Origin of the sequence: Streptomyces sp. NPDC052023, from assembly GCF_044548465.1 — a bacterium.
GTDB lineage: Bacteria > Actinomycetota > Actinomycetes > Streptomycetales > Streptomycetaceae > Streptomyces.
In genome coordinates, this window is sequence record NZ_JBIUBW010000003.1 from 313,094 (window position 1) to 339,081 (window position 25,988).

Here is a 25,988-nt window from a genome sequence, read left to right on the forward strand (position 1 = left end):
CGCCGCGGCCCGTCAGCCGGCCGTGGCGAGGAACTGCGTGGCCGCCAGCTCCGCGTACAGCGGGTCGGCGGTCACGAGTTCGCGGTGCGTGCCCACCGCACGGACCTTGCCCGAGTCCATCACCACGATCCGGTCGGCCATCGTCACCGTGGACAGCCGGTGCGCGACGACCAGCACGGTCGTCGTACGAGCCACGTCGGCGACGGTGTCGCGCAGCGCCGCCTCGTTGACCGCGTCCAGCTGCGAGGTGGCCTCGTCGAGCAGCAGAAGTCTCGGACGGCGCAGCAGCGCGCGGGCGATCGCCACCCGCTGACGCTCCCCGCCGGACAGCTTGGTCCCGCGATGTCCGACAAGCGTCTCGACCCCCTCCGGCAGCCGCCGGACCAGCCCGTCGAGCCGCGTCGTCTTCAGCACCCGTGCGAGGGCGTCGTCGTCCGCTTCCGGACTGCCCAGCAGCAGGTTCTCGCGCAGCGAGCCGGACAGTACGGGCGCGTCCTGCTCGACGTAGCCGATCGCCGCGCGCAACTGCGGCAGCTCCCACTCCGCGAGGTCCCGCCCGTCCAGGGTGATGACCCCCGATTCCGGGTCGTAGAAGCGCTCGATCAGGGAGAAGACGGTCGTTTTGCCCGCGCCCGAGGGGCCGACGAACGCCGTCATTCCCTGCGCCGGTACCTCGAAGCTCACGCCGTGGTGCACATACGGCAGGTCCTGCGCGTAGCGGAAGCGGACGTCCTCGAAGGCGAGCGATGCCGGGGGCGCGCCGGCCGACGGCAACGGTGCCGCGGACGCCCGGGGTTCGGCGGGCAGCCGCAGCGCCTCCTGGATCCGGGACAGGGCGGCGGCACCCGTCTGGTACTGGGTGACGGCGCCGACGACCTGCTGGATCGGCGACATGAGGTAGAAGACGTACAGGAGGAAGGCGACCAGTGTGCCGATGTCCACGGCGCCGGTCGCGACCCGCGCGCCGCCGACCGCGAGCACCGTGATGAAGGCGATCTGCATCGCGAGCCCCGCCGTGTTGCCCGCCGCCGCCGACCACTTGGCGGCCCGCACGCTCTGCCGCCACGACTCCTCGGCCGCCGTGTGCAGCGTCTGTTCCTCACGGTGCTCGGCGCCGGACGCCTTCACCGTGCGCAGCGCGCCGAGGACACGCTCCAGCGAGGCGCCCATCACGCCGACGGCGTCCTGCGCCCGCCGGCTGGCCTTGTTGATGCGTGGCACGATCACGCCGAGGACCGTGCCCGCGCCGAGGACCACGGCGAGTGTGACGCCGAGCAGCACCGGGTCGACGAATCCCATCATCACCACGGTCGCCACGAGGGTGAGCCCGCCGGTGCCGAGGCCGACCAGGGAGTCGGTGGTGACCTCACGCAGCAGGGTGGTGTCCGAGGTGATGCGGGCCATGAGGTCACCGGGCTCGCTGCGGTCCACGGCGGATATCCGCAGCCGCAGCAGGTACGACGACAGCGTCCGCCGTGCGCCGAGCACCACTGACTCCGCGGTGCGCTGCAGCACGTACCCGCCGAGCGCGCCCACCGCGGCGTTGGCCACGACGAGCGCCGACATGGCCAGCAGCGCTCCGGTGATGGCCCGGTCGTGGGAGAGGTCGTCGATCAGTCCCCGCGCCACCAGCGGCAGCGCCAGCCCCGTGGCCCCGGTGACCAGTGAGAGCACCGCGCCGGCGAAGAGGGACCGCCAGTGGGGTCGTACATAGCCCAGGAGCATGCGCCACGGCGGCGGGGTCTCCGTCTCTGCGATGCTCACGCTGCTCCTTCACGAGTCCGAGGGGTGCTCAGAGATTACGTGGGAGCACTGACAACCGGCCCGGGCGGGCATCGCGTTCCCCCTCACGGTGCCGTCCGCCAAGATGTCCCCGGTACCTCACGAACGCCTCCTTCTCAGGGGACCCGGAATCGGCCGAGTGGCCGGAGGCAGCCGCCGGCTCCCCGTCCGGCCCTCGTGAACCGTCCCCCTACCGATCAGTCACGCGTAGGGTCGGAAGCGGGACGGACGCCCGGAGACGGAAGGGGCCAGCACATGGCGCAGGAAGTACGCGGCGTGATCGCACCGGGGCGGGACGAGGCGGTGCGGGTCGAGACGATCGTCGTGCCGGACCCGGGGCCGGGGGAGGCCGTGGTGCGAGTGCAGGCCTGCGGGGTCTGCCACACCGACCTGCACTACAAGCAGGGCGGCATCACCGACGAGTTCCCCTTCCTGCTCGGCCACGAGGCCGCCGGGATCGTCGAGACGGTCGGCGACGGCGTCACCGACGTGGCACCCGGCGACTTCGTGATCCTCAACTGGCGGGCGGTCTGCGGACGTTGCCGGGCCTGTCTGCGCGGCCGGCCCTGGTACTGCTTCGACACCCACAACGCCGGGCAGAAGATGACCCTCGCCGCGACCGGACAGGAACTCTCCCCGGCCCTCGGCATCGGCGCGTTCGCCGAGAAGACGCTGGTCGCGGCCGGTCAGTGCACCAAGGTCGACCCGGCCGTCTCCCCGGCGGTCGCCGGGCTGCTGGGCTGCGGAGTGATGGCGGGCCTCGGCGCCGCGATCAACACCGGCGACGTCGGCCGTGGTGACACCGTGGCCGTCATCGGCTGCGGCGGCGTGGGAGACGCGGCCATCGCCGGGTCGCGGCTGGCCGGCGCGGCGCGGATCATTGCCGTCGACATCGACGACCGCAAGCTGGAGACCGCCCGTGCGATGGGCGCGACCCACACCGTCAACTCGACCGGCACCGACCCGGTCGAGGCGATCCGCGAGCTGACCGGCGGGTTCGGCGCCGATGTCGTCATCGAGGCGGTCGGCCGCCCGGAGACGTACCAGCAGGCCTTCTACGCCCGGGACCTGGCCGGCACGGTGGTCCTGGTCGGCGTCCCCACCCCGGAGATGAAGCTGGAACTGCCGTTCCTCGACGTGTTCGGACGCGGCGGCGCGCTGAAGTCGTCCTGGTACGGGGACTGCCTGCCGTCCCGTGACTTCCCGATGCTGATCGACCTGCATCTGCAGGGGCGTCTGGACCTGGAGGCCTTCGTGACCGAGACGATCCAGCTCGACGAGGTCGAGAAGGCGTTCGACCGGATGCACCGCGGCGACGTGCTGCGCTCGGTGGTGGTGCTCTGATGACCGCTCGCGTCGAACGTCTCGTCACCTCCGGACAGTTCACGCTCGACGGCGGCACCTGGGACGTCGACAACAACGTGTGGCTCGTCGGCGACGACCACGAGGTCGTCGTCATCGACGCCGCCCACGACGTCGACGCCATCGTGGACGCGGTCGGGGACCGCCGCCTGAAGGCCATCGTGTGCACCCACGCCCACAACGACCACGTCAACGCGGCGCCCGCGCTCGCCGACCGCACCGGAGCGGTCATCTGGCTGCACCACGACGACCTGCCGCTGTGGAAACAGACCCACCCCGGGCGCGAGCCGGGCGCCGGCCTGCTCGACGGCCAGGTCATCGAGGCGGCGGGGGCGGACCTGCGGGTCCTGCACACGCCGGGGCACGCGCCCGGCGCGGTCTGCCTGTACGACCCGGGGCTCGGCGTCGTCTTCACCGGCGACACCCTGTTCCAGGGCGGCCCCGGCGCCACCGGCCGCTCGTACTCCGACTTCCCGACGATCATCGCCTCGATCCGCGACCGGCTCCTCACCCTCCCTCCGGAGACCAAGGTCCTCACGGGACACGGCGACCCGACGACCATCGGCGCGGAGGCGCCCCACCTGGAGGAGTGGATCGCCCGGGGCCACTGACCGGCGATCCCGCCGGGAAGGCGGAGCGAGCGGAGGACCGTCCGTAAAAGGGGACACAAGATGTCCGGCTTCCGCGGGAGGCTCGTCACCGGAGAAGAGCCATCCAGGAGGTCGGACATGTCACAACCGTTGCGGGGCAAGGTCGCGCTGGTCGCCGGGGCGACGCGGGGAGCGGGCCGCGGAATCGCCGTGGAACTCGGCGCGGCGGGCGCCACCGTCTACGTCACCGGCCGCAGCACCCGCGCCCGCCGCTCCGAGTACGACCGCCCCGAGACCGTCGAGGACACCGCCGACCTGGTCACCGAGGCCGGCGGCGAGGGCATCGCCGTACCCACCGACCACCTCGACCCGGTGCAGGTCCGCGCCCTCGTGGACCGCATCGCCGGGGAACAGGACCGCCTCGACGTCCTCGTCAACGACATCTGGGGCGGCGAGAAGCTCTTCGAGTGGGACACCACCGTCTGGGAGCACGACCTCGACAACGGCCTGCGGCTGCTCCGCCTCGCGGTCGAGACCCACGCGATCACCAGCCACCATGCCCTGCCCCTCCTCCTGCGCCGCCCCGGCGGACTCGTCGTGGAGATGACCGACGGCACGGCCGAGTACAACCGCGACACCTACCGGGTCAACTTCTTCTACGACCTCGCCAAGGCGGCCGTCCTGCGCATGGCCTTCTCCCTGGGGCACGAACTGGGCTCCCGCGGCGCCACCGCCGTGGCCCTCACGCCGGGCTGGCTGCGCTCGGAGATGATGCTCGACACCTACGGCGTCCGCGAGGACAACTGGCGGGACGCCCTCGTCCGGACCCCGCACTTCGCGATCTCGGAGACCCCGCGCTACGTCGGCCGCGCCGTAACGGCCCTGGCCGCCGACCCCGGGGTGTCCCGCTTCAACGGCCGGTCCCTCTCCAGCGGAGCCCTCGCGCAGGAGTACGGCTTCACCGACCTCGACGGCAGCCGCCCCGACGCCTGGCGCTACCTCGTGGAGGTCCAGGACCCGGGCAAGCCGGCGGACACGACCGGCTACCGGTGACCACGGGGCAGGAAGGGGCCGGGCCGCGCACGGCCCCTGCCCCGTTGATCACTGCGGCAGTACGGTCTGCGCATGACCGACATCAAGCGCTTCGACGGGTACGGAGTCCTGATCACCGGAGCGGCCCGCGGCATCGGCGCCGCGACCGCCCGGCGACTCGCCACGGAGGGCGCGCCCGTCCTGGTGACCGACATCGATGCCGCAGCGGCCGAGAAGACCGCGGGGGCGCTGCGCGACGACGGTCTCCGGGCGCTGGCCTGCCGGTGCGACGTGGCCGACCGGGAGTCCGTCGAGGCCGCCGTCGCGCGGGCCGTCGAGGCGTTCGGCGCCCTCGACGTCCTGGTCAGCAACGCCTACAGCTGTCATCCCGACACCCCGCTCTTCGAGGAGGGGACGGACGAGGTGTGGGCGCGTGACCTGGACGTCACCCTGACCGGCGCGTACCGCTGCTGCCGCGCCGCGCTGCCTCACCTGGCAGCCTCAGGACGCGGTGCCGTCGTCTGCGTCGGCTCGGTGAACGGCCTTCAGGACTTCGGCAACCACGCCTACAGCGCCGCCAAGGCCGGCCTCGGCTCACTGACCCGCACCCTGGCCGGCCATGCCGCCGGCCGGGGTGTCCGCGTCAACCTCGTCGCCCCCGGCACCGTACGCACCCCGGCGTGGCGGGGCCGGGACGAGGACCTCGAGGAGATCCGCCGCCTCTACCCGCTGGGCCGGGTCGGCGAGCCGGAGGACATCGCCGCCGCCGTGGCCTTCCTCGCCTCCCGCGACGCGTCCTGGATCACCGGCACGACGGTGGTCGTGGACGGCGGGATCACCGCGGTGAACACCGGCTTCACCCGGCGCCCGGGGCGCGGCGACCGGCGCACCTGAGCATCGAGGCACCACCTCGGCCGCGCCGAATGTCACCGTTTCGTAGCGGTGGGGCCCCGGATACAACCGAATCCGCCCATTACCGGTCTAGCAGGCAGAGACCGCGCGGCAGACGCGCATTCGACGCGAGAGACAAGGCCAGCCCATGGGGGAGATTCGCAGACGGGCGACCGTCGTCCTGGGGACCACCGCTCTGGTGGCGCCGCTCACACTCGCGCTGGGCGCCGCCCCGGCGCAGGCGGCGAGCTGCACCACGCAGACCGGGCCGTACCAGAAGCAGGTGGAGAAGTTCCTGGGCCGCCCGGTGGACGGCCGGCAGTCCGCTGCCGACTGCAAGGCGACCCAGGCGTTCCAGACGAAGCACGGCATCACACCGAACATCGGCTACGCGGGGCCCGTCACCTGGGGCGTGATGGACCTCATGAACAAGCAGAAGGCCGTCGGGAAGAACCCGAACAAGGCCGGGAAGTGCCCGGTCAACAAGGGCCGCATCGCCTGTGTGAACCTCACGCTCCAGCTGAGCTGGATCCAGGACGGCAAGAAGCTCGTCTACGGCCCCGTCCCGGTCCGCACCGGTCGCAACGGCTACGAGACCCGCACCGGCCTGAAGAAGATCTACTGGCGCAACATCGACCACGTGTCCACCATCTACGACGTGCCGATGCCCTACGCCCAGTTCTTCGACGGCGGCCAGGCCTTCCACTCCGCCGGCGTCAGCATGTGGAACCCGCCCGGCTCGCGGGGCTGCGTCAACATGACCAAGACCACCGCGAAGAAGTACTGGTCGCTGCTGAAGAACGGTGACGACGTGTACGTGTACGGGCGCAAGCCGGGCACCTGACGGGGCACCCGGCCCGCACCGGCGCGTCAGGCCTGCGGCGCGTCGCCGAAGTCCGGGATCTCCAGCCGTACGCCACCCTGTCGCGCGGACTCGTGCGCGATGACGCCCGGCAGGGTGTAGCGGGCCGCCACCCAGGCGTTCACGGACGGCAGCGAGCGGGTGTTCACCGCCGTCACGAAGTCGTCCACCAGGAAGTGGTGGCTGCCCTCGTGCCCGTTGTGCAGGTGGTCGAACGTGCGCGGCAGCCGCGTGCGGTCGTGCACCGGCGCCGAGCCCGAGGTGAAGGCCGCCCGCAGATCCGGCGCGATGTGCTGGAGCGAGGGGTCGTCGGGGGACATGGTCGGCTTGGGCTCCAGCAGTTCGGAGATGTCCGTGACGCCTGACTTGTCCTGCCAGAGTGCCACCGTCGCGAGCTGTTCCATGCTCGCCTCGGTGCCGAAGAAGCGGAACCGGGACTCCCGGATGTGGGACGGGTAGCCCACCCGCCGGAACTCGTTCGTACGGAACGATCCGCCGCCCGCGACCTCGAACAGCGCCGTGGCGTTCGAGATGTCGTTGTCGAACTGGCTCACCGACCGGTCGAAGACGCCGTCGCCCCGCTCGTCGACCACCCCGACAGCCGACACGCTCACCGCGTGCGTCTGCCAGGCACCCAGCACCCCGCCCACCGCGTGCGTCGGGTACAGCAGCGGCGGATAGCTCGCCGTCGCCTTCCAGTTCTCCCCGCCGCTGTACTGATACGCCTCGTAGAACCCCAGATCCATGTCGTGGACGTAGTCGCCCTCGGCGTAGAACAGCCGCCCGAAGGCGCCTTCGGCGATCTGGTTGCGGGCGTGCACGGTCGCCGGGTGGTAGTGGCTGGTCTCGCCCATCATGTACGTCAGACCGGTCGCCTTGACCGTGTCGATGATCGCGGCGATCTCCTCCGCGGCGATCGCCATGGGGACGGCCGAGTAGACGTGCTTGCCGGCGTTCAGCCCCTGGAGCACCAGCGGGCCGTGCGTCCAGCGCTGGGTGAAGATCGCGACCGCGTCGATCTCCGGTGACTCCAGCATGGCCTCGTACGTCGGGAAGGTGCCGCTCAGGCCCTCCGCGGCGGCCAGCTGCTCGGCCCGCTCGGGCAACAGGTCGGTGACGTGGACGTCGCTGACGCCGGGGTGGGCGAGGAACAGCTTCGCGAACTGCCCCGAGAACTGCCCGGCGCCGACGATGCCGAGGGAGAACGTCATGGGATGGATGCCTTTCACTGGCCGAGGAGGAAATTGATCTGGCTGTTGGTCTGGTTCAGGCTGCTCACCGGGGCGCCGTTCGCGTAGATGTCCTGCATCGCGGGGCGCATCAGCGCGTACACGTCGGCGGCGTAGTCGGTGATCGGGAAGGAGAACGTCGTGAAGCCCTTTCCGCCGGTGACCGGTTCGGTGAAGGCGGAGACGTCGACGCCCTTCTTCCGGTAGGCCGCGACGGCCGTCTCCGTGCCGTCCGGCGTGGCCGGGAAGACGATCCCGTAGCGGCCGACGGTCCGCTGGCACGCGTCGGAGGCCAGATAGCGGACCCACTTCTTGGCGCCCGCCTTGTTGCGGGCGTTCTTGGTGATCGAGTCGGCGAGGCCGTTCATCATGGTCGCCCGCTTGCCGGTCGGGCCCTGCGGAGTGACGGCGGTGCCGATCTCCAGCCCTTTGGCGCCGTAGTACGTGGAGATCATCCAGGCGCCGTCGAAGGCGGCCGCGGCCGTGCCGGCGGCGACCTGCGCGTTGGGCGGGTTGGCGTTGTTGCTGTAGTCCGCGAAGGGCGCGAGGTAGCCCTTCTCGGCCAGGCCGAAGTACCAGTCCACGACCGACTGGAAGGTCTCGCTGTCGTACAGGTACCGGCTGCCCCAGCGCTTGCTGTCCGTGTAGCTCCAGCCGGCCGACGCGGTGAAGGGGCTCCACTGCGTCTGCCCGTCACCGTCTCCCGCGCCGCCGGTGGCGAGCCCGTACACCTTGACGTTGTTCTTGTCAAAGCCCGGTTCGTCGCCCCGCTTGCCGTTCCGGTCGACGGTGAGGCGGGCGACGGCCTTCTCGAAGGTGCCGCCGTCCTCGGGGTTCCAGGACAGGCCGCCCAGCTCGGCGGCGGTGAGGCCGGCGTCCGCGGCCATCTTCTCGTTGTAGAAGAAGGCGACGGTGTCCCAGTCCTTCGGAGCCCCGTAGCGGTGCCCGTCCTGGCCGATCCAGTTGGCGGCGAGTCCCGGCTGGTAGTCCGACTCCTCGATGCCCAGGTCGTCCAGCGGTTCGAGCACGTCCAGATCGGCGAACTGGCCGAACTTCTGGATGTGGTCGGTGAACACGTCCGGCTCGGTGCCCGCGATGAAGCTCGCGGTGAGCTTGGTCCAGTAGTCGTCCCAGCCCATCTGGGTGATCTCCACGTTCAGCCCGGGGTTCTGTTTCTCGAAGCCCTTGGCGCAGGCCTCGTAGGCGGGCAGCTGGTTGGCGTCCCAGAGCCAGTACGTCACCGTGTTCCCCGACGATCCGGAGGAGCCGCCCTGGGCACACCCGGTCACCAGGGACAGCGCCACGGCGGCGGCCAGCGACGTGAAGACGGTACGAAATCGCATGGCGGTTCCCTCACTTGATCCCGGTGAAGCCGATGGAGCCGACGATGCGCCGGGCGAACAGCCCGAACAGCACCAGCATGGGAAGCGCCGCGATCAGCGTCGCCGCCATCAGTCCCGACCAGTCGGTGCCGGTCTGCGGCGTCTGGGCGCGGAAGACGGCCAGTGCGACGGACAGCACGCGCGAGTTGTCGCTGTAGGACACCATCAGCGGCCAGAAGTAGTCGTTCCAGGAGGTGATGTACGTCAGCACCGCCAGTGTCAGCACGGGTGTGGACGCCATCGGCAGCAGGACCCGGAAGAAGACGCGGACCTTCCCGGCGCCGTCGAGCAGGGCCGCCTCCTCGACCTCGTGGGGGATGTTCAAGAAGAACTGGCGCAGGAAGAACACCGCGAACGGGGTCATGAACATCGTGGGCAGAGCGATCCCCAACAGGGTGTCCACCAGGCCGAGTTCCTTGATGAGGACGAAGTTCGGCAGCAGGGTGAAGATCGCGGGCACCATCAGCCCGGCCAGGAACAGCCCGAACACCGCGTCCCTGCCACGCCAGCGCAGCCGGGAGAAGGCGTACGCGGCCATCGCCGAGAAGAAGATCTGGCAGCCGGTGATCAGCGTGGAGACGAGCACCGAGTTGAGCAGGTAGCGCCAGAACGCCAGCCCGCCGCCCGATCCGCCCTGTGCGATCGCCTCCTCGGTCGACTGCAGGCCGAGCGCCCGCTCGAAGCCCCCGGTGGTGAGGTCGACCGGCAGCGGGTCGGCGGGCTGCGCCGCCAGCCCGGTGTTGGTGGACAGAGCGGTGCGCAGGATCCAGTAGAACGGCAGCAGCGTGACGAGCACGATCGCGGCCATCACCGCCCAGGCCATCACCCGCCCGAAGGAGGGGCTGCGCCTCGCACGCCGTACGGTCGTCGTCGCGACGGCAGTCATGTCGGGTCTCTCCCTTCTGTCAGCCGAGGTCGGTCCGGCCGGCCCGGGTGAGCCGGTACTGCAGGACGGTGACGGCGGTGAGGACGATCAGCAGGGCCACGGACATCGCGGAGGCGTAGCCGAACTGGAAGCGGCCGAACGCGGAGCCGTAGATGTAGTACTGAAGGACGTTCGTGGCGTTCGCCGGACCGCCCATGGTCGTCACGGCGACGGTGTCGAAGACCTGGAACGAGCCGATCACCGTCATGATCAGCACGACGGCGAGCACGGGACGCAGCAACGGCAGGGTGATCCGCCAGAACATCCGCCACTCACCCGCGCCGTCCACCCTCGCGGCCTCGTACAGATGGGCCGGGATCGCCTGGAGCCCGGCGAACAGCAGCAGCGCGGTGTAGCCCACGTGCCGCCAGACGTTGATCAGGGCGATGGTCGGTATCGCCCACGTCTCGTCGGCGAGGAACGGGATCCGGTCGGCGCCCAGCGCGGTCACGATCTCGTTGCCGATGCCGAGCTGGGTGTCCAGGATCCAGAGCCAGACGATGCCGGCGACGACGTTCGACATCAGGTAGGGCGTGAGCACGATGCCGCGCAGGACCGCCGACTGCGTCAGCCGCTGCAACAGCACGGCGATCGCCAGCGCCGAGACCGTCTGCACGCCTATGTTGATCACCACGTACACGACGGTGACCCGCAACGAGTCCCAGAAGATGGGGTCCTTGACCATGCGGACGTAGTTGTCGAGGCCCACCCACTCCGCCGGGGTCAGCAGATTGAACCGGGTGAAGCTCAGGTACACGCCCCGCAGCGTCGGCCACAGCAGGAAGACCAGGAAGCCCAGCAGGGCGGGCGCGAGGAACACGGCCGCGAGACGCCCGTCACCCCGGGGTGTCGGCGGACTGCTGGAGGCGACGGACATGGGCGGGCTCCTCGGCTGGTGCGGCTCGTTCTGAGGTGACTTACTTTTGGACCGGAAGAATCTCTGCGTCAAGGGGTGTGCGGACATCTTCTGGAGGCGTTGTGCAGGGCATAGAGTGGGACCATTACTTCAGAAGCAAAATAAAACCCAGGGGGTCCGACCTCTATGACCGCAGGTTCCGCCAGCTGGCTGCCGCTGAGTCCGGGTGAACGCTCGGTGGCGATCGAGGTGCTCGTCAACGGCCCGCTCTCCCGCGCCGAGCTCGCCCGGCGGCTGGACCTCTCCGCCGGCAGCCTCACCAGGCTGACCAAGCCGCTGATCGAGTCCGGCCTGCTGGTCGAGTCCCCCGAGGGCGGCGCGGCGGGGGAGAGCAGGCAGGGCCGGCCCTCACAGCCGCTGGACGTCGTCGCCGAGTCCAGGTCCTTTCTCGGCTTCAAGGTCACCGAGGACATGGTCTACGGCGTCGTCACCACCCTCAGGAGCGAGATCGTCGCCCGCCACGACCGCCCCCTCACCACGCACGATCCCGGTGAAGTGGCCGACCTGCTCGCGCAGATGGCCGGCGAGCTGGCACACAGTCACCCCGGGCTCGCCGGGATCGGCATCGGGGTGGGCGGATTCGTGCAGGACCGCGCCGTGGTGGGGGAATCGCCGTTCCTGAACTGGCGTGACATTCCGCTCGCCGCGCTCGTCGAGGAGCGCACCGGGCTGCCGGTGGTCGTGGAGAACGACGTGGCCGCCCTCGTGGAGGCCGAGACGTGGTTCGGCTCCGGGCGCGGCCTCGACCGGTTCGTCGTCCTGACCATCGGCGCCGGCATCGGCTACGGCCTGGTGCTGGGCGGCAAGCGCGTGCCGTCCGAGGGGGAGGACCGGGCGTTCGGCCGCCGCTGGATCCTCGATCCCGCCGGTCCGCTCACCCCCGACGGGGAGCGTGGCAGCGCGGTCTCCCTGCTGACCATCCCCAGCATCCGCTACCAGATCCGGGCGGCCACCGGAGGCGACCACACCTACGAGGAGATCCTCGACCGCGCCACCGCGGGGGAGCCCATGCCCGCCCGTGTGGTGGGCGACGCCGCCCGCGCGCTCGGCATCCTCCTCGCCCACATCGCCAACTTCGCGATGCCGCAGAAGATCCTGCTCGCCGGGGAAGGGGTCGGACTGATGGATGTGGCGAGGAACACGGTGGAGGAGACGATCCGCGCCCGCCGGCATCCGCTGGCCGCGCCGGTCGACCTGGAGACCAGGAAGTCCAACTTTCACGACTGGGCCCGTGGCGCCGCCGTGCTGGCCATCCAGGTCCTGGTGCTGGGCGCGGCGGACGCCTGAACTGCCCGGCCGGTTCGGGGACATGGACGTGATCAGGGACACTGCCCGATATGTCCGTTAAGCTGGTGATTACTCACCTCGCCTTCACCTGGCCCACCGTATGCTTCACAGCATGTCCACCACTGTTGAAGCCGCCACCGAGCGATCGGCCGCGGAGGTCAACGAGGAGATCCGGGCGCTGTGGCGCCGGTCGGGCGGGACACTGACCACCGAGCAGCGCGAGGAGTACCAGCGCCTCGTCCTGGAGTGGGCCGCCGCGGCGCCGCAGCCGGCGCAGGCCGCCTGACCCCGCTCGCGGCGGGCCCGGTGCCCGTCCGGCCCGGATCTCTCCGTCAGCCCCACGTGGCCGAGTAGTAGCGCTGGTAGGCCTTGCGGTCCTGTTCCGTACGGATGTACCGCGTGGCCACCAGCGCGACCAGACTGCCCCCGACGACCAGCAGGCCGGGCCCGACGTTCCTCGGGTCCGCCAGCCGTGCCAGCAGTTCCCTGCCCGCCTCACCCGAGACCGGGGAGGAACCCCCCGATGCCGCGGCGCTCTGCGGATCCGACGGGGGCGGGACGGTGCCCTGGCCGTTCTGCGGGCCCGATGTGATCAGCTGGACGCCGAGCGCCGACAGCGCCTGCGGCAGCGGCTGGAAGAAGGTCGTCCCGCCCTCCCGGCAGTCCCCGCTGCCGCCAGAGGTCACACCGAGCGCGATGCCCTCGGAGAACAGCGGCCCGCCGCTGTCCCCGGGCTCGGCGCACACGTTCGTCTCGATGAGGCCGGTCACCGTGCCCTCGGGGTAGTTCACCGTGGCGTCGAGCGCGGTCACCTCGCCGTCCCGCAGACCGCTGCTGCTGCCGCTGCGGAACACCCGCTGACCGACCGACGTCTCGCCCACGGCCGTGATCCGCACCCCCTGCCCGTTGCCGATCGCCACGATGCCCGCCCCGTCGCCGGCCCGCCCGCCCGCGTACTGCACGAGCGAGTAGTCGTTGCCCGGGAAGCTGCCCGTGACGGTACGGCCCACCGGCCGGTTGCCCCGGTTGTCCGCGAACCAGACCGAACCGTCGGGCCCGCAGTGCCCGGCCGTGAGGATGAAGTCGGTCTTGCCGTCGGTGACGTTGAAGCCCGCCGAGCAGCGCCCGGCGGTGGACAGGATCGGCAGGGCGCCGTTGATACGCGTGGTGAAGGTGCCCTCGGTGCGCTCCATGCGCACAAAGCCCCCGATGCCGTCCGCGAGGTCGGTCAGCCCGGACCAGTCGGCGGCGGAGACGGTGCTGTCACCCCGGACCACCACCTCGTTCGACCGGTAGTCCACCAGCCACGCCGTGCCCGGCACCCGCGGAGCCGAACGCAGTTCCTCCGTGGCGGACTTGAGCTCGCGCATGCTGTGCCGCACGAGCTTCGCCGTCGCACCCGCCCTGCGGACCTCGGCGGCCGCCTCGTCGTCGGTGACCGCGACGACCGGCCGCCCCCGGCCGTCCATCCAGCTGCCCGCCGTGCGGGAGGAGCCGAGCTTGTCGACCAGGCCCGCGCCGGTGTTCTCGGCGAGCACCCCCGGGGACGCGGCGGGAGGCTCGCTCGCGACCGCCTGTGTGACCATCGCCGCCCCGAGGACGATCCCGCCGACTGACGCCAGCCGTGCCACTCGCCGGACGATCCGTCGTCGTGCGTGCCTCATGCATGGCTCCCGAACCCCGAACACGCGGCGCGATGGCACCGCGGGGCGCCCGGGTCGTCGAGCGCCCTCTCTCCATACGTGCCGGGGTCCGGCAGCGTTCACCCCTGGGGCGACCGGCTCAGTTCTTGCGGGCCACCCCGCCGAACATCGCGACCTCCTCCGGCTCGGCACCGTCGCCCTGCTCCGGACGCCAGCGCGAACAGGACACGACGCCCGGCTCCAGCAGCTCGAGGCCGTCGAAGAAGCCCGTCACGGCCTCGGGGGTGCGCTGGGTCAGCTTCGGAGTGCCGTGCTCGTTCCAGAACTTCACCGCCTCGTCCACATCCGGCATCGAGGGCGAGGTGATGGTGTGCGACAGCACCAGATGGCTGCCCGGCGGCAGCGCGTCCATCAGCCGCCGCACCACGCCGTAGGGGTCCTCGTCGTCGCGGAGGAAGATGACGACGCCGAGCAGGATCAGCGCCACGGGCTGGGTGAGGTCCAGCGTCTTCGCGGCGTGTTCGAGGATCGCGTCGACGTTGCGCAGGTCCTCGTCGAGGTAGTCGGTGCGGCCCTCGGGCGTGCTGGTGAGCAGCGCGCGGGCGTGCGCCAGGACGAGCGGGTCGTTGTCGACGTACACGATCCGGGCGTCGGGGGCGATCCGCTGGGCGACCTCGTGGGTGTTGTCGGCGGTGGGCAGGCCGGTGCCGACGTCCAGGAACTGGCGGATGCCCAGGTCGGAGACCAGGTGGCGCACGGCGCGGCCCAGGAACAGGCGGTCCGCCTGGGCGTAGTCGCCGATTCCCGGGTGCAGTTGACGGATCTGGTCGCCGGCCGCCCGGTCGACCTCGTAGTTGTCCTTGCCGCCGAGCCAGTAGTTCCAGATCCGTGCGGTGTGCGGCTGGGACGTGTTGATGCGCTCGCGCAGCGACTGGGCCATACCGTCCGCGGCTGGCGGGTTCTCGGTCACGGAATCAGCTCCTGGGGGTGCCTGGTGCAGGGCGCGGAGACGCCCCGTGCGGTGTCAAGACGCAATCTAGACCGACGAATTGATCTTTGCCGGTGCTTGTGTGTTTTCGGTGCCCCCCGTGCTCGTGACCTCGCTCCACGGCCGCCTATCGTGGGCCCATGACCAGGATCCCGCACGGAACGTCCGGTGAACCGAACCCCCTGCGCGCGCTGGACCTCGATCAGCTGCGGCGCCGTACGAGCATGAAGTGGCGCGCCTACCCCGACGACGTGCTGCCGCTGTGGGTGGCGGAGATGGACGTACCGCTCGCCGCGCCCGTCGCCCGCGCACTCACCGACGCGATCGCCCTCGGCGACACCGGCTATCCGGCCGGCACCGCCTACGCCGAGGCGCTGGCCGGCTTCGCCGAGAAGTGGTGGGGCTGGTCCGGGATCGACGTGGGGCGCACCGCGATCGTGCCCGACGTGATGCTCGGCGTCGTCGAGATGCTGAAGCTGGTCTCCGGGCCGGGCGACGCGGTGGTGGTCAACCCGCCGGTGTACCCGCCGTTCTTCCAGTTCGTCGCGCACATGGACCGGCGGGTGGTCGAGGCGCCGCTGGGCCCGGACCTCAGGATCGACCTCGGTGTCCTGGAGGACGCCTTCCGGCAGGCCGTGGCGGGCGGGGGGCGTGCGGCGTACCTGCTGTGCAGCCCGCACAACCCGACCGGGACCGTACACACCGCCGAGGAGCTGTCCACCGTCGCCCGCCTCGCCGGGGAGTACGGCGTGCGCGTCGTCGCCGACGAGATCCACGCCCCGCTGGTCCTCGGTGCCACGGACTTCGTGCCGTACCTCAGCGTGCCCGGCGGCGGGAGCGGCCTGTCGCTGATGTCGGCCTCCAAGGCCTGGAACCTCGCCGGGCTCAAGGCGGCCCTCGCCGTCGCGGGCCCCGAGTCCGCCGCCGACCTCGCCCGGCTTCCCGAGGAGGTCGGCCACGGCCCCAGCCATTTCGGCGCCCTCGCCCACACCGCCGCCCTGCGCGACGGCACCGCCTGGCTCGGCGCCCTGCTGGCCGGCCTCGACGAGAACCGGCGCCTGCTCGCCGGGCTGCTCGCCGAGCGGCTGCCCGCCGTGGTCTACCGCCCTGGCGACGCCACCTACCTCGCCTGGCTCGACTGCCGCGCGCTCGGCCTGGGCGAGGACCCGGCCGACGTCTTTCTGCACCGGGGCCGGGTCGCGCTCAATTCCGGCCTGCCGTTCGGCACGGGCGGCGCCGGGCACGTACGGCTGAACCTGGCCACGTCGCCGGAGATCGTCACGGAGGCGGTACGGCGGATGGCCGCCGCGCTGAAGTGACGGCGGCATGCCTACACTTCCGGCCATGGACGCCACACGGCTCGGAGCCGGCAAGTACCTGCTGATCACCAGCTACCGCAAGGACGGCACCCCGGTCCCCACGCCCGTCTGGGTCGTCGCCGACGGTGACGCGCTCGGGGTGTGGACGGTCGCCGACTCCTGGAAGGTCAAGCGGATCCGGCGCCGCTCCGACGTCCTCGTGGGCCCCTGCGACCTGCGCGGCAACCCGACCGGTGAGCAGGTGCCCGGCTCCGCCGAGATCACCGACGCGGCCACCACGGCCCGCTACCGCGGGCTCATCGCCCGCAAGTACGGCATCGTCGGCCGCCTGACGCTGTTCGGCAGCCGGCTGCGGCGCGGCCCGCAGGGCACGGTCGGCATCCGGGTGACCCTGAACGCCTGAGGGACGCGGGGCGATCCGGGCGCGTCAGGTCCAGGCCCGGTACGGCTCGTCGAGCAGCTGGAACACCGGCTCGCCCCGTACCGGGTCCTTGGCGGTGGACAGCCGCACGCGGTCACCGCTGTGGATGCCGATGGGCGGACCCATCACGCGGCCCCGCACCACGAACCCCTCGGCCATCTCGATCAGGGAAACGTTGCGCGCGGCGGGCGTGTTGCGGTGCACCACCGTCGTGTGGCGGACCGTACCGGTGCCCTCGCTGCGTTCCGTCCGCAGCTCGCTGCCCTGGCAGACCGGGCAGAGCAGCCGGTGATACGTCGCGGTGCCGCACCAGGTGCAGCGCTGGTAGAGCATGGCCTCCTGGTCCGGGGCCCGGTGGTCGAGGACGCCCGCCGCGGAGCCGGATGCCTGCTGAGCGACGGTTCCTGAGTGGTGGTACACGCTGTCAACTCCCTGCGCTCGGCCGGAAATCCGCGTGCGCGACGCCATGCGCACGCCTGTGCGCGGCTCGCCGTGCCACCGTGCACGGCCACCAGCGTATGGCACTGAGTGTCACTCGTAAAGGCACTCCGTACCCCCATCATTGCGGGGATCAGTCCCGCCCGAGCGTCGTCTCGATCTCCTGGACCACCCGCCACAGGGGGGCGCCGCGCCGCGAGACGACGACCACCACGTCCTCGGGCCGCTGCTCCGCAGGGGGAGTGGGCCCGCCTCCGAAGGCGCCCTGCACCAGGCCCAGGGCGTGGTCCACCGCGGCGGCCGCGTCACCCCTGCCGTCCGAACGCAGCCAGGACCGCAGCCCGTTGTTGTGCGCCGCGACCACGGCGGCCGCGATCACGTCCGCCCGCAGGGTGCCGTCGCGCAGTCCGGCGAAACGCCCGCGCAGGTAGTCGGCGAGGGCGCGTTCGTAGCGCCACACCACGGACAGCTCGTACGCGCGCAGACCCGGCACCTTCTTCGTGAGCCGGTAGCGCTGCACGGAGAAGGCCGGGTTCTCGGCGTACATCCGCAGCACCAGCCGGGCCGCGTCGCAGACCCGGCCGACCGGCTCGTCGTCCTCGCCGCCGGTCGAGAGGAAGGCCGTCATGTCGGCCAGGCATCGCTCGTGGTCGGGGAAGACCACGTCCTCCTTGGACGGGAAGTACCGGAAGAACGACCGCCGCCCGACCCCGGCGAGGGCCACGATGTCGTCCACGGTGGTCTGTTCGTAGCCCCGCTCCAGAAACAACTGGAACGCCGCCGCGACCAAGGCCTCGCGCATGGGCGGTTTCACGCTCATGGGACGGAACGTAGCACCTGAACAGGCCTGGCACTCAGTGCTGCACCGACGGGGAACTCGGTGCCGTGCGGGTGAGGCGTCGCGCGTCCTGGCCGGTCACGTGCCCTCGTCGCCCGCCGCTCCGCTGCCGCCGGACTCGGACAGCCGGCTCACCGCCGCGGACACCTGGCGCTGCGTCGCGTCGGGCAGCGGCTCACCCTGCACGGCGGTCACCAGGTCCTGGGCGAGCACATGGAGCTTGGTGTTGGTGTTCTGCGAGACCATCACCAGGACGTGCCACGCGTCCTGCGGGCTCAGTTGGAACGTGGCCATCAGGACACCGCGGGCCAGGTCGATGGTCGGCCGGGTCTGCATGGCCCTGCGCAGCTGAACGACCTCGGCTCCCAGTTCGGGGCCGCCGGCCTCGTCGTCGGCCGCGCCGGTGAACAGGGGCCAGGTGCCCGTGAGGGTGAGGAGCCGTTCGGCCACGGGGCCGGCGGCCTGGATCGTCACCGTCTTCCCTTCCGTGAGGGCTTGTTCGCGAAGGGCGAGCAGGACGTTCAGGGCCGAGCAGTCACAGAAGACCACGCCCTGGAGGTCGAGGTCGATGCCCTCGGGCGCGGACTCCAGCGCGCCACGCAGGGCCGCGCGCAACTCGTCGGCCGCCTGCAGGTCCAGCTCCCCGCACACCGTCACCACCGTGCGGGCACCGTCGGGCAGCGCGGCGGTCGAAAGCTGCCCCGGTCGCGAGGGCGCGAAGGTGGCGGGCTGCGTCGTGTACGCAGACTCCGGCATGGCCGACACTCCTTCGATCCTCCTGCCTGCCGTCTCCATCAGGGTTGTCCTCACGCCGCGATACGTCAAGAGATACACGAAATCTAGTTCGCGTTTTTGAATACGGGAAACCTCGGTCCTATGATGGCCCTCATGAGTGAAGTGCCTGAACCGCATACCGGATGGACCTTCCTCACCAACCACGCCCGGGTGCTGGCGGCCATCGCCGATGATCACACCGCCCGCGTACGCGACATCGCGGCACACTGCAGGCTCACCGAGCGAGCCGTGCAGAAGATCATCGTCGATCTGGAGCAGGCCGGTTATCTCTCCCACCGGCGTGAGGGGCGGGGGAACACGTACCGCATCGAGCCCGGCAAGGTGCTGCGGCACCCGGCAGAGGCGGGGCTCACGGTGGCCGCGCTGCTCGCCGTGCTCGCCCGGGACGAGGCGGACCGGAGCCGGGAGCCCGCGGACAGCGGGGCCACGGGCCGCGACGGCTGAACCGCGCGGCCCCGCGGCATCCGGCGCACTCCGGCCGGACTCACGCGGTGGCCGTGCCTACGTGTGGTCCGCCGGCACGCGGATGTCCACGACGCAGACGTCGTCGCGCCGTTCCTGTTCCAGTACCGCCGTGAGCAGCGGGCCGAGTGAGCCGGGCTCGTCGGTGTGGTGGGAGACCAGGGCCCGCGCGAGCCGTTCGATGCCGAGGTCGATGGCCTCGGACGGACGCTCCACGAGCCCGTCCGTGTACAGCAGCAGCCGGTCGCCGGGTTCCAGCCGGCACTCGATCTGCTCGAAGACCGGGGTCGTGCTCGCGCCGAGCAGCATCCCACCGGGCCGGCCGAGCCGGCGTACCTCACCGGCACGCAGGAGCAGCGGCGGCGGATGGCCCGCCTGGGCCCAGACCAGCCGGCGCTCGTCCGGGTGGTAGTGGGCGAGCACCATGGTCGCCGTGCCGTGCGGGTCGCGCGAGTGCAGCAGCAGTGTGTTCAGCCCGCTGAGGGCACCCGTGAGGGAGGAGCCGGTGATGACCATGCCCTTGGCGGTGAACCGGAGCTGAGCCATCGTGGCGACCGCGTCGATGCCGTGACCGGCGACGTCGCCGACCACGAACAGCGCGGTGCCGTCGGGCAGTTCGATGGCGCTGAACCAGTCGCCGCCGACATGGATGCCCGACTGGGCGGGCAGATAGGTCACCTCGACCCGCAGCCCGGCCAGGTGCAGCGGTTTGTCCGGCAGGGGCAGCAGCGCGTGCTGGAGCCGGGCGGCCAGCACCCGTTCGGCCTGGAGCGCTCCGTGCTGGGTGAGGTTCTGCCGTTCGCTCCTCACCAGGGCGAGTTCGGCGTTGCGCTGTGCCGTGAGGTCCTGGAGGAAGCCGTGCACCTCGACGGGCCTGCCGTGCAGATCGGCGACCGCCTCGGCGACGGTCCGCAGATGCCGTACCCCACGCGCCGTCCGGATCCGGAACGGCACGTCGGCCGGGCGCCCTTCGCCGCCCAGGGCCTCGATGGCGCGGGTCAGCAGTGGCGCGTCCTCCGGCAACGCGAGGCCGGGCAGGTCGTGAAGGCGTACCGGGCCGTCGGCCGGGTCGCGGTCGAGGACCGCGAAGACCTGGGCGGACCAGGTGATGTCGCCGGAGACCAGGTTCCAGCTGGCCCAGCCGAGTTTGCCCAGCCGCTGGACGTCCGCCAGCCGCTGTTCCTGGCGGTCCGACGGGTCGTGCCGGACCCAGCTGACGACGAGCCCGTCGCCGAGCCGCGCCACGCGTACCGAGTACGTGGACGTCTCCGCGCTGTCGGCCACCAGGTCCTGCTGTGCGAACGGCTCTCCCTCGTACGGCTTTCCGGCGCTCAGCACGTCCTGGCACCGCTGCCACAGCGACTCGTCCGCGATCGGCGGCCAGCACTCCAGGATCCGCAGACCGGCCAGCTCGCGGCCGGTACGCCCGGCGACGTCGACGGCCTCCGGGGTGACCGCGTCGATGCGGTAGTCCTCGACCTCGCCCGAGGCGGCGCGCAGCGGGGTGAGCAGCATCGCCGCTCCGGGCAAGGTGTCGAACACGGTCTGCACGGTGGCGGCGAAGCCGTCGGTCGCCGGTTCCGGGGGCGCGTCGAACGCGCGCAGCCTGCCCGCGCACAGCCGGACGACGGCCCGCAGGTGCTCGCGGGTGGTGGGTGTGAACGGACCGGGACGGGTGCGCAGGACGCCGATGGAGATCTCGGCGGCGCCGTCGGTCACCACGGGCAGCCAGGCGCGCGACCGCCACTGCTCGGGCGGGTCACCGATGAGCAGGAACCGCTCCCGGTCCACCGTGAGGTCCTCCAGCCAGCGCGCCTCGCGGGTGCGCAGGGTGTCGAGCGCGGCGATGCCGGTCAGGGGCGGCACGTGGCGCCACTGCGCGGCCAGGGTGGCGTCGATGCCGGCGTGCCCGACCAGTTGGAGGCCGTCGGTGGGCAGCTGGGCGAAGATCATGACCGCGTCGGCGGCGACGGTGCCCGAGAGATGCTCCAGCAGGCACCCCGCCAGCTCCTGCGTACTGCGCACACCGACGAGCGCCCTGCCCAGCCGCCCCAGCGCGGTGGAGACGTCGTCGGCCGGATCACGGGCGGGTTCGGGGAGGGGGAGGCCGGGGGGTGTGGGGGTGCCGGAGGCAGTGGTGGCGGGCGCGCCGGGGCCGGCGGAGTGGGCGGTGCCGGAGCCGGGACCCGTGGGGGCGCCGGGGCCGGTGCCAGGGTGGCTGGGGGTGCCGGGAGCGGGAGCGCCGGGGGCGCCTGAGGTCTCGGCGGGAGGGGCGTCAGGGTCACCGGGGTCGGCGGATGCATGGGCGCCGGGGCAGTGATGGGCGGGCCTGCCGGTGGCGCCGGGGGCAGTGGTGGCGGGGTTCTGGGGGACCGGTGGGGCGGGGTCGATCGGGTCGCCGGATACGGGGGTGGGGGTGCCGCAGAGGCGTGTCCCGGTGGTGCCGGGGCTGTCGGGAACCGGTGCGTCAGGGTCACCGGGGCCGCCGGATGCAGGGGTGCCGGATCCGTCGGGGACGGGGGCGCCTGCGGTGTCGGGGCCGGCGGTGAGCGGGTCGTCGGGGACCGGTGCGTCACGGGTGTCCGGGTCCGCGGACGCGGAGCCGGCCGGCGTCCCGCCGGACCTGGCCGGGGCGGACGAGTCGGTGCCGAGAGTGATCCAGCACTGCTCGATCAGCGTGTGGCCGCCGGCCTTCGCACGCCGGAGAAGTTCCTGGTGCGCGGCGTCCGCCGAGCAGCCGGTGCGTGCCATGACGGCGCCCTTGGCCCGCTCCAGGACGGCGGAGGTTGCCGCCAGGTCCCGCAGCCGGTCTCCTTCGGCGCGTCGGACGGCAGGGGATCCGGCCGCTGTGACCTTCTCGGACCCGGTGCCGTTCTCCGCCGGGATTGCGGGGTCGCTCGTCACGCGTCGAGCATCGCACAGGGACCCCCCTGGGAGCGCAAGCTCGTCCGGCGGGAATCCACTCGAAAGTGCCAGCGCGAGGCCAGGGGCAGGCGCCTTGTGCACTGCCGGGCGCACGCCAGGTCGGTGTGGGCTTCGAGGGCCACGCCCGAACGCGCCCCTCAGCGACCCGAGTTGTGCTCCACCAGCGCGTCGGTCACCGCCCGCACGCTCCGCGCGATGTGCTGGAGCTGCAGCAACTCGGCGGCGTAGAGCTTGATCGTGTGCTCGATGACCGACTCCGGCATGCCCAGCCGCGGCAGATCGGCGCGCGCGGTCTGCAGGGCGGTGCGGGCGACCCGGACCTCCTGCTGGAGCTGGAGCTGCGCGTGCCGGGCGAGCAGCACGGGGTGACGGATCAGTGCCGGGTAACCGGCGTACCGCGCCGGTACCAGCTCGCGCAGCCACTTGGCCGCCGAGCGCTCCCAGTCGTAGCTGCCGGGGGTCTTGACCTGGCACGGCCAGTCCGGGCTGGTGCGCGTGGACGTCAGGGGCATGATCATCGCTTCCGGTGTGCTGCGGTGCGGAGGTGGTCCGCGGTGGTGGGGCGGTCCCGGCCTAGGGGATAGCCAGGACCGCCCCTACCGAACACCCAGGGCACCGATGTGGGGTAGGGGACATCGGCTTCGGGTGTTCGTGCGGGTGCCCTGGAGAGTCGGCCTGTGCGTGAGCGGGTGACCGGCTCTCCTGAGGCGGGTGCGGATCCGCGAGCAGTATTTATATATGCCGACCGCTTTGCAAGACGTATGAAAACATTCATGCGTGCTTTGAAATGAAAGGTCCCTTTGTAATGTCGTTGAGGCAGGGGTGGAGTCAGTCCCGCAGGAAGAACTGATGCTGGTCGGAGATCTGCTCGTACGCCTCCAGCCGGGCCTGGGTGCGCTCGGGGTCGGCGTCGGTCATGGCCTGGAGCAGCGCGGCCGCCATCACGCCGGGTGCTGCGTAGGAGTCGAAGACCAGCCGTGAGCCCGTACCGGTGGCGAAGGTGACGTCGGCCTCGTCGGCCAGCGGCCCGAAGGCCCGGTCGGTGATGAGGGCCACGCGCAGCCCGGCGTCGCGCGCGAGGCGTACGGCGGCGAGGGTCTCCTGGGCGTGCCGGGGCAGGGAGAAGGCCAGCACCCAGGTACCGCCTGCCTCGCGGGCCTGCAGCAACGCGTCGTAGGCGACGGTGCCGCCCAGCGTCACCAGCCGCACGTCCGGGTGGATACGGCGCGAGGCGTACGCGAAGTACTCGGCGAGGGAGGCGGAGATGCGCAGGCCCAGCACGGTCAGCGGAGCCGACTCCGACAGCGCCCGGCCGATCTCGACGACCTGGCCGGGGTCGGCGAAGTCGCGGCGGAGGTTCTCCAGGTTCTCGATCTCGGCGTCGACGGCCGCCTGGAGTTCGTTGCCCCGTTCCTCCTCGGCGCTCGTGGCCCCTCCGGCCAGGGTGCCGAGAGCGATGGCCTGGAGCTTCTCCCGTAGCGCGGGGTAGCCGCTGAAGCCGACGGCGGCGGCGAAACGCGTCACGGACGGCTGGCTGACCCCGACCCGGTCGGCGAGCTCGGTGATCGGCAGGAACGCGGCCTCGGTGATGTGCTCGATCAGGTACTGGGCGATGCGCCGCTGCCCCGGTGACAGCCGGGGCCGGTCGAAAAGCGCCCTGAGCTGGTAGGTCGGGGCGGCCTCCGCCTCCGGTGCGCTCTTTCCCGAGGTGATCGCGGACGCCTGTGCGCGTGCCTGTTGTGGCGATGGCACCGGTGCGCCTCCTTTGCTTCCCACGAAGCTTCAACATAGCTCACGCACCGTGGCGATCAGGGGCGCACGCGGGTCGCCCCCCGGCACCCGGAGCCGTGCGGTGGGCGCGCTCCCGCGGCCGGCTCCAGGAGCGCACCGGCGGGCCGCCGGCGGTGGACCCGGGCGCGACCCCCGCAGAGCCCGGCGCGACGCCGCACGCCGCGCCGGGCGCCCGCCCCGGCGTTCACCGAGACGCTCGCGCGGAAAGGCTGACGGGCGTGCACCTCCCTTACCAGCGTGGCCCGTTGCACGATCTGCCGGACACACCCGAGGCCTACGACGCCGTCCTCGCCCGCGTCGCCGAGGAAGCGCTCGCCCGGATCACACCCGACGGCAGCCTCGAACACCCCGCCGCCCGGCTCGACGTCGGCGACACCTCTCTCGGCGTCACGTCCCTGCTGGCGCTCGCCTGGCAGCGCGGCCGGGACCCGCGACTGCCGGAGGCGGTGCGCCGCAGCCTCGCCTTCCATCTGCGCGAGCGGGTGTTCCGCGAGGACAACCCCGGATATCCCAACCTCAGGGCACGTGGCTCGGGACTGCCGTACGCACGCTTCGCGCTCCGCGCGGGCGCGCATCCGCACGGCGACTGGCCGAGCACCGTCTGGGCGCTGCTCCAGGCCGTCGACGTGCTGGACGCGGCGGACGGCCTCCTCGACGACCGGGCGCGACGGGACCTGGCGGCGCTGGGGCTGGGCTACTGGCAGTGGCTGACCGAGGCCACCTTCTTCAACCCGCAGCAGGCCGGCAACCAGGCGATCGCCTGCGTCGTCGGCGGCCTCATGCTGGCCCGCCACCTGCCGCCCGCATCGGGCAGGACGGTCCGGCTGCGCGCGATGCGCCTGTACGACCGTGAGGTCCGGGCCCGCCGGGTACGCGCCCGGGGCGCGCTGCTGCCGCCCGAGCACGGCGGCGCCTACGACAACAACTACGGCCCGATCTCCCTGTCCTTCCTCGCCCAGGCCCACCGGGTCAGCGGCGAGGAGGTCTTCGCCGAGGACGGCGACGCCCTCGCCCGGTTCGTCGACGCGCGTCTCACCGGCGGCGGCTTCGACATCGGCGGGCCCCGCTACAGCGAACAGCACTGCGGCTTCGAAGCGGTCCTGGGGCTACGCCATTTCGGCCGCCGTATCGGCGCCGACCTCGGCCGCTACCGGGGCGACACCCGCTGGGCCCGGCACGCGGCACAACCCGACGGCGGCGTCGACGGCCACTTCGCCTTCATGCTCGTCTGGCAGATCCAGGACACCCCGGGCTGGCACCGCACGCCCTCGGCGGCCCCGGCCCGGCACCAACTGCGCGCGGGCGGCGTCTCGGTGGCGTTCGACGACCGGATGACCCCGGCCCTGATCGAGGCGGCCGGCACCTACTACCTCCCCGCCGCCGTCCACCGCCAGCACGGCTTCGGACCGGTGACGGACGGGCTGTTGCTGTGCCGCCCGTTCGGCGAGGTCCGCGTCCGTGACCTCCGCGCCGGCGGCCTGGCGGGCAAGCTCGTCACCCAGCCGGTCGTGGACCGCGAGCGCGTCCTGCGCCATGTGCGGTCCCTGTACGTCACCGACGGCACGCGCCTGTGGGTGACGGTCGCCGTGCAGCGGCTGACCGGGACGCCGTATCTGCTGGCCGGAATGCCCTACGCGGCGGACGACGGCGACCGGGTGCGCAGGACCGCGCGGCCCGCCGGTGTGGCCTCGGCCGGCAGCCTGCGTCTGACGCACCCCGCGGCGGCGGGCACCGACCACTTCGACGCCCGCGCGGAAATCACCCAGGAGCAGGCGGCGTTCGCGCTCTCCGCCGACCCGCGGGTCTTCGGCAACCCGGACGACAGCTGGCGCCATCTGGTCTCCTCGACGGCCCTGGTGGCGGGTCCGGCCCCCGGCGCGCCGGCGGACCTGCACGTGTTCGCCGTGCGCTACGGCGATGCCGGCCCGTTCACCGCGGAGTTCGAGGCCGGTGCGCGCGGTCTGCGAGTCCGCACCGACGCGTTCACCGCGCTGATCGGTGACGCGGCGGGCGACGCCCACGGCGAACCGGAGCTGACGCTGCGGCGGCCCTGAGGCCTGCCGTCCGGATCACACCGCACCCGCGGGCCGGCCGCCCCTCAGCCGCCTGG

General features: G+C 71.9%; 24 protein-coding genes. 11 read left to right on the plus strand and 13 right to left on the minus strand.

What is annotated here, in order from left to right; all coding sequences use genetic code 11:
- Positions 1 to 12 precede the first annotated feature (12 nt).
- On the minus strand, positions 13 to 1,764 hold the full coding sequence (locus ACIHCM_RS09015; protein WP_399891436.1) for an ABC transporter ATP-binding protein: 1,752 nt from the start codon (positions 1,762 to 1,764) through the stop codon (positions 13 to 15).
- 273 nt (positions 1,765 to 2,037) lie between these two features.
- Between ACIHCM_RS09015 and ACIHCM_RS09020 the strand changes: the two genes are divergently transcribed.
- The 5 genes from ACIHCM_RS09020 (at position 2,038) to ACIHCM_RS09040 (ending at position 6,501) form a co-directional block, all read left to right on the plus strand.
- Entirely contained in the window at positions 2,038 to 3,126 is a 1,089-nt protein-coding gene (locus tag ACIHCM_RS09020; protein ID WP_399891439.1) for an S-(hydroxymethyl)mycothiol dehydrogenase, read from the plus strand.
- Positions 3,126 to 3,755: an MBL fold metallo-hydrolase gene (locus ACIHCM_RS09025; protein WP_399891442.1), complete on the plus strand. Its 630-nt coding sequence runs from the start codon at positions 3,126 to 3,128 to the stop codon at positions 3,753 to 3,755. The genes ACIHCM_RS09020 and ACIHCM_RS09025 overlap by 1 nt, the downstream gene beginning before the upstream one ends.
- A 117-nt stretch (positions 3,756 to 3,872) precedes the next feature.
- The gene (locus ACIHCM_RS09030; RefSeq protein WP_399891445.1) at positions 3,873 to 4,787 is read left to right on the plus strand and encodes an SDR family oxidoreductase; all 915 of its coding nucleotides are present in this window, start codon (positions 3,873 to 3,875) and stop codon (positions 4,785 to 4,787) included.
- A gap of 72 nt (positions 4,788 to 4,859) precedes the next feature.
- Complete coding sequence (locus tag ACIHCM_RS09035; protein ID WP_399891448.1) at positions 4,860 to 5,660, plus strand: SDR family NAD(P)-dependent oxidoreductase; 801 nt, start codon at positions 4,860 to 4,862, stop codon at positions 5,658 to 5,660.
- A gap of 145 nt (positions 5,661 to 5,805) precedes the next feature.
- Entirely contained in the window at positions 5,806 to 6,501 is a 696-nt protein-coding gene (locus tag ACIHCM_RS09040) for a L,D-transpeptidase family protein (RefSeq protein ID WP_399891451.1), read from the plus strand.
- A 26-nt stretch (positions 6,502 to 6,527) separates the two neighbouring features.
- Here ACIHCM_RS09040 and ACIHCM_RS09045 read toward each other — a convergent pair whose 3' ends face one another.
- Genes ACIHCM_RS09045 through ACIHCM_RS09060 form a run of 4 tightly spaced genes read right to left on the minus strand, consistent with a single transcriptional unit; the run spans position 6,528 to position 10,932 of the window.
- Positions 6,528 to 7,730 carry a Gfo/Idh/MocA family protein gene (locus tag ACIHCM_RS09045; protein ID WP_399891454.1) on the minus strand — a complete coding sequence of 401 codons (1,203 nt, stop codon included), beginning with the start codon at positions 7,728 to 7,730 and terminating at the stop codon, positions 6,528 to 6,530.
- Positions 7,731 to 7,744: 14 nt separating this feature from the next.
- Positions 7,745 to 9,091 (minus strand): extracellular solute-binding protein, encoded by a 1,347-nt coding sequence (locus tag ACIHCM_RS09050; protein ID WP_399891457.1) that lies wholly within the window; start codon positions 9,089 to 9,091, stop codon positions 7,745 to 7,747.
- Between the two features lie 10 nt (positions 9,092 to 9,101).
- Positions 9,102 to 10,016, minus strand: a complete 915-nt coding sequence (locus tag ACIHCM_RS09055; RefSeq protein WP_399891459.1) for a carbohydrate ABC transporter permease — start codon at positions 10,014 to 10,016, stop codon at positions 9,102 to 9,104.
- Positions 10,017 to 10,035: 19 nt separating this feature from the next.
- On the minus strand, positions 10,036 to 10,932 hold the full coding sequence (locus ACIHCM_RS09060; RefSeq protein ID WP_399891462.1) for a carbohydrate ABC transporter permease: 897 nt from the start codon (positions 10,930 to 10,932) through the stop codon (positions 10,036 to 10,038).
- Between the two features lie 165 nt (positions 10,933 to 11,097).
- Between ACIHCM_RS09060 and ACIHCM_RS09065 the strand changes: the two genes are divergently transcribed.
- Together ACIHCM_RS09065 and ACIHCM_RS09070 are read left to right on the plus strand one after the other, a co-directional pair.
- The gene (locus ACIHCM_RS09065) at positions 11,098 to 12,258 is read left to right on the plus strand and encodes an ROK family protein (protein WP_399891465.1); all 1,161 of its coding nucleotides are present in this window, start codon (positions 11,098 to 11,100) and stop codon (positions 12,256 to 12,258) included.
- Between the two features lie 100 nt (positions 12,259 to 12,358).
- On the plus strand, positions 12,359 to 12,544 hold the full coding sequence (locus tag ACIHCM_RS09070) for a hypothetical protein (protein WP_399891468.1): 186 nt from the start codon (positions 12,359 to 12,361) through the stop codon (positions 12,542 to 12,544).
- Positions 12,545 to 12,590: 46 nt separating this feature from the next.
- Here the strand turns inward: ACIHCM_RS09070 and ACIHCM_RS09075 are convergent, their stop codons facing one another.
- Both ACIHCM_RS09075 and ACIHCM_RS09080 read right to left on the minus strand, forming a co-directional pair.
- Complete coding sequence (locus tag ACIHCM_RS09075; RefSeq protein WP_399891471.1) at positions 12,591 to 13,922, minus strand: S1 family peptidase; 1,332 nt, start codon at positions 13,920 to 13,922, stop codon at positions 12,591 to 12,593.
- A 118-nt stretch (positions 13,923 to 14,040) separates the two neighbouring features.
- Positions 14,041 to 14,871, minus strand: a complete 831-nt coding sequence (locus ACIHCM_RS09080; protein WP_399891473.1) for an SAM-dependent methyltransferase — start codon at positions 14,869 to 14,871, stop codon at positions 14,041 to 14,043.
- A gap of 158 nt (positions 14,872 to 15,029) precedes the next feature.
- Here ACIHCM_RS09080 and ACIHCM_RS09085 point away from each other — a divergent pair, with 158 nt between their 5' ends.
- Positions 15,030 to 16,208 carry a MalY/PatB family protein gene (locus ACIHCM_RS09085; protein ID WP_399891476.1) on the plus strand — a complete coding sequence of 393 codons (1,179 nt, stop codon included), beginning with the start codon at positions 15,030 to 15,032 and terminating at the stop codon, positions 16,206 to 16,208.
- A 25-nt stretch (positions 16,209 to 16,233) separates the two neighbouring features.
- A complete protein-coding gene (locus ACIHCM_RS09090; RefSeq protein WP_399891479.1) occupies positions 16,234 to 16,611 on the plus strand; it encodes a PPOX class F420-dependent oxidoreductase in 378 nt (125 codons plus the stop codon).
- 24 nt (positions 16,612 to 16,635) lie between these two features.
- On the opposite strand, the gene ACIHCM_RS09095 is transcribed toward ACIHCM_RS09090, so the two are convergent.
- From ACIHCM_RS09095 to ACIHCM_RS09105, 3 genes are all read right to left on the minus strand, one after another.
- Positions 16,636 to 17,049, minus strand: a complete 414-nt coding sequence (locus tag ACIHCM_RS09095) for a Zn-ribbon domain-containing OB-fold protein (protein WP_393108402.1) — start codon at positions 17,047 to 17,049, stop codon at positions 16,636 to 16,638.
- Between the two features lie 151 nt (positions 17,050 to 17,200).
- Entirely contained in the window at positions 17,201 to 17,869 is a 669-nt protein-coding gene (locus tag ACIHCM_RS09100; protein WP_399892187.1) for a TetR family transcriptional regulator, read from the minus strand.
- Between the two features lie 114 nt (positions 17,870 to 17,983).
- A complete protein-coding gene (locus ACIHCM_RS09105; protein ID WP_399891482.1) occupies positions 17,984 to 18,661 on the minus strand; it encodes an ANTAR domain-containing protein in 678 nt (225 codons plus the stop codon).
- A gap of 132 nt (positions 18,662 to 18,793) precedes the next feature.
- On the opposite strand from ACIHCM_RS09105, the gene ACIHCM_RS09110 reads away from it, so the two are divergent.
- The gene (locus tag ACIHCM_RS09110; RefSeq protein WP_399891485.1) at positions 18,794 to 19,144 is read left to right on the plus strand and encodes a MarR family transcriptional regulator; all 351 of its coding nucleotides are present in this window, start codon (positions 18,794 to 18,796) and stop codon (positions 19,142 to 19,144) included.
- A gap of 57 nt (positions 19,145 to 19,201) precedes the next feature.
- On the opposite strand, the gene ACIHCM_RS09115 is transcribed toward ACIHCM_RS09110, so the two are convergent.
- The 3 genes from ACIHCM_RS09115 to ACIHCM_RS09125 all read right to left on the minus strand — a co-directional run bounded on the left by ACIHCM_RS09115 (position 19,202) and on the right by ACIHCM_RS09125 (position 23,839).
- Entirely contained in the window at positions 19,202 to 22,066 is a 2,865-nt protein-coding gene (locus tag ACIHCM_RS09115; RefSeq protein WP_399891488.1) for a SpoIIE family protein phosphatase, read from the minus strand.
- Positions 22,067 to 22,224: 158 nt separating this feature from the next.
- Positions 22,225 to 22,605 (minus strand): hypothetical protein, encoded by a 381-nt coding sequence (locus ACIHCM_RS09120; RefSeq protein WP_399891491.1) that lies wholly within the window; start codon positions 22,603 to 22,605, stop codon positions 22,225 to 22,227.
- Between the two features lie 310 nt (positions 22,606 to 22,915).
- Positions 22,916 to 23,839: a MurR/RpiR family transcriptional regulator gene (locus ACIHCM_RS09125; RefSeq protein WP_399891494.1), complete on the minus strand. Its 924-nt coding sequence runs from the start codon at positions 23,837 to 23,839 to the stop codon at positions 22,916 to 22,918.
- 257 nt (positions 23,840 to 24,096) lie between these two features.
- Between ACIHCM_RS09125 and ACIHCM_RS09130 the strand changes: the two genes are divergently transcribed.
- Entirely contained in the window at positions 24,097 to 25,932 is a 1,836-nt protein-coding gene (locus tag ACIHCM_RS09130) for a hypothetical protein (protein WP_399891497.1), read from the plus strand.
- Positions 25,933 to 25,988 lie beyond the last annotated feature (56 nt).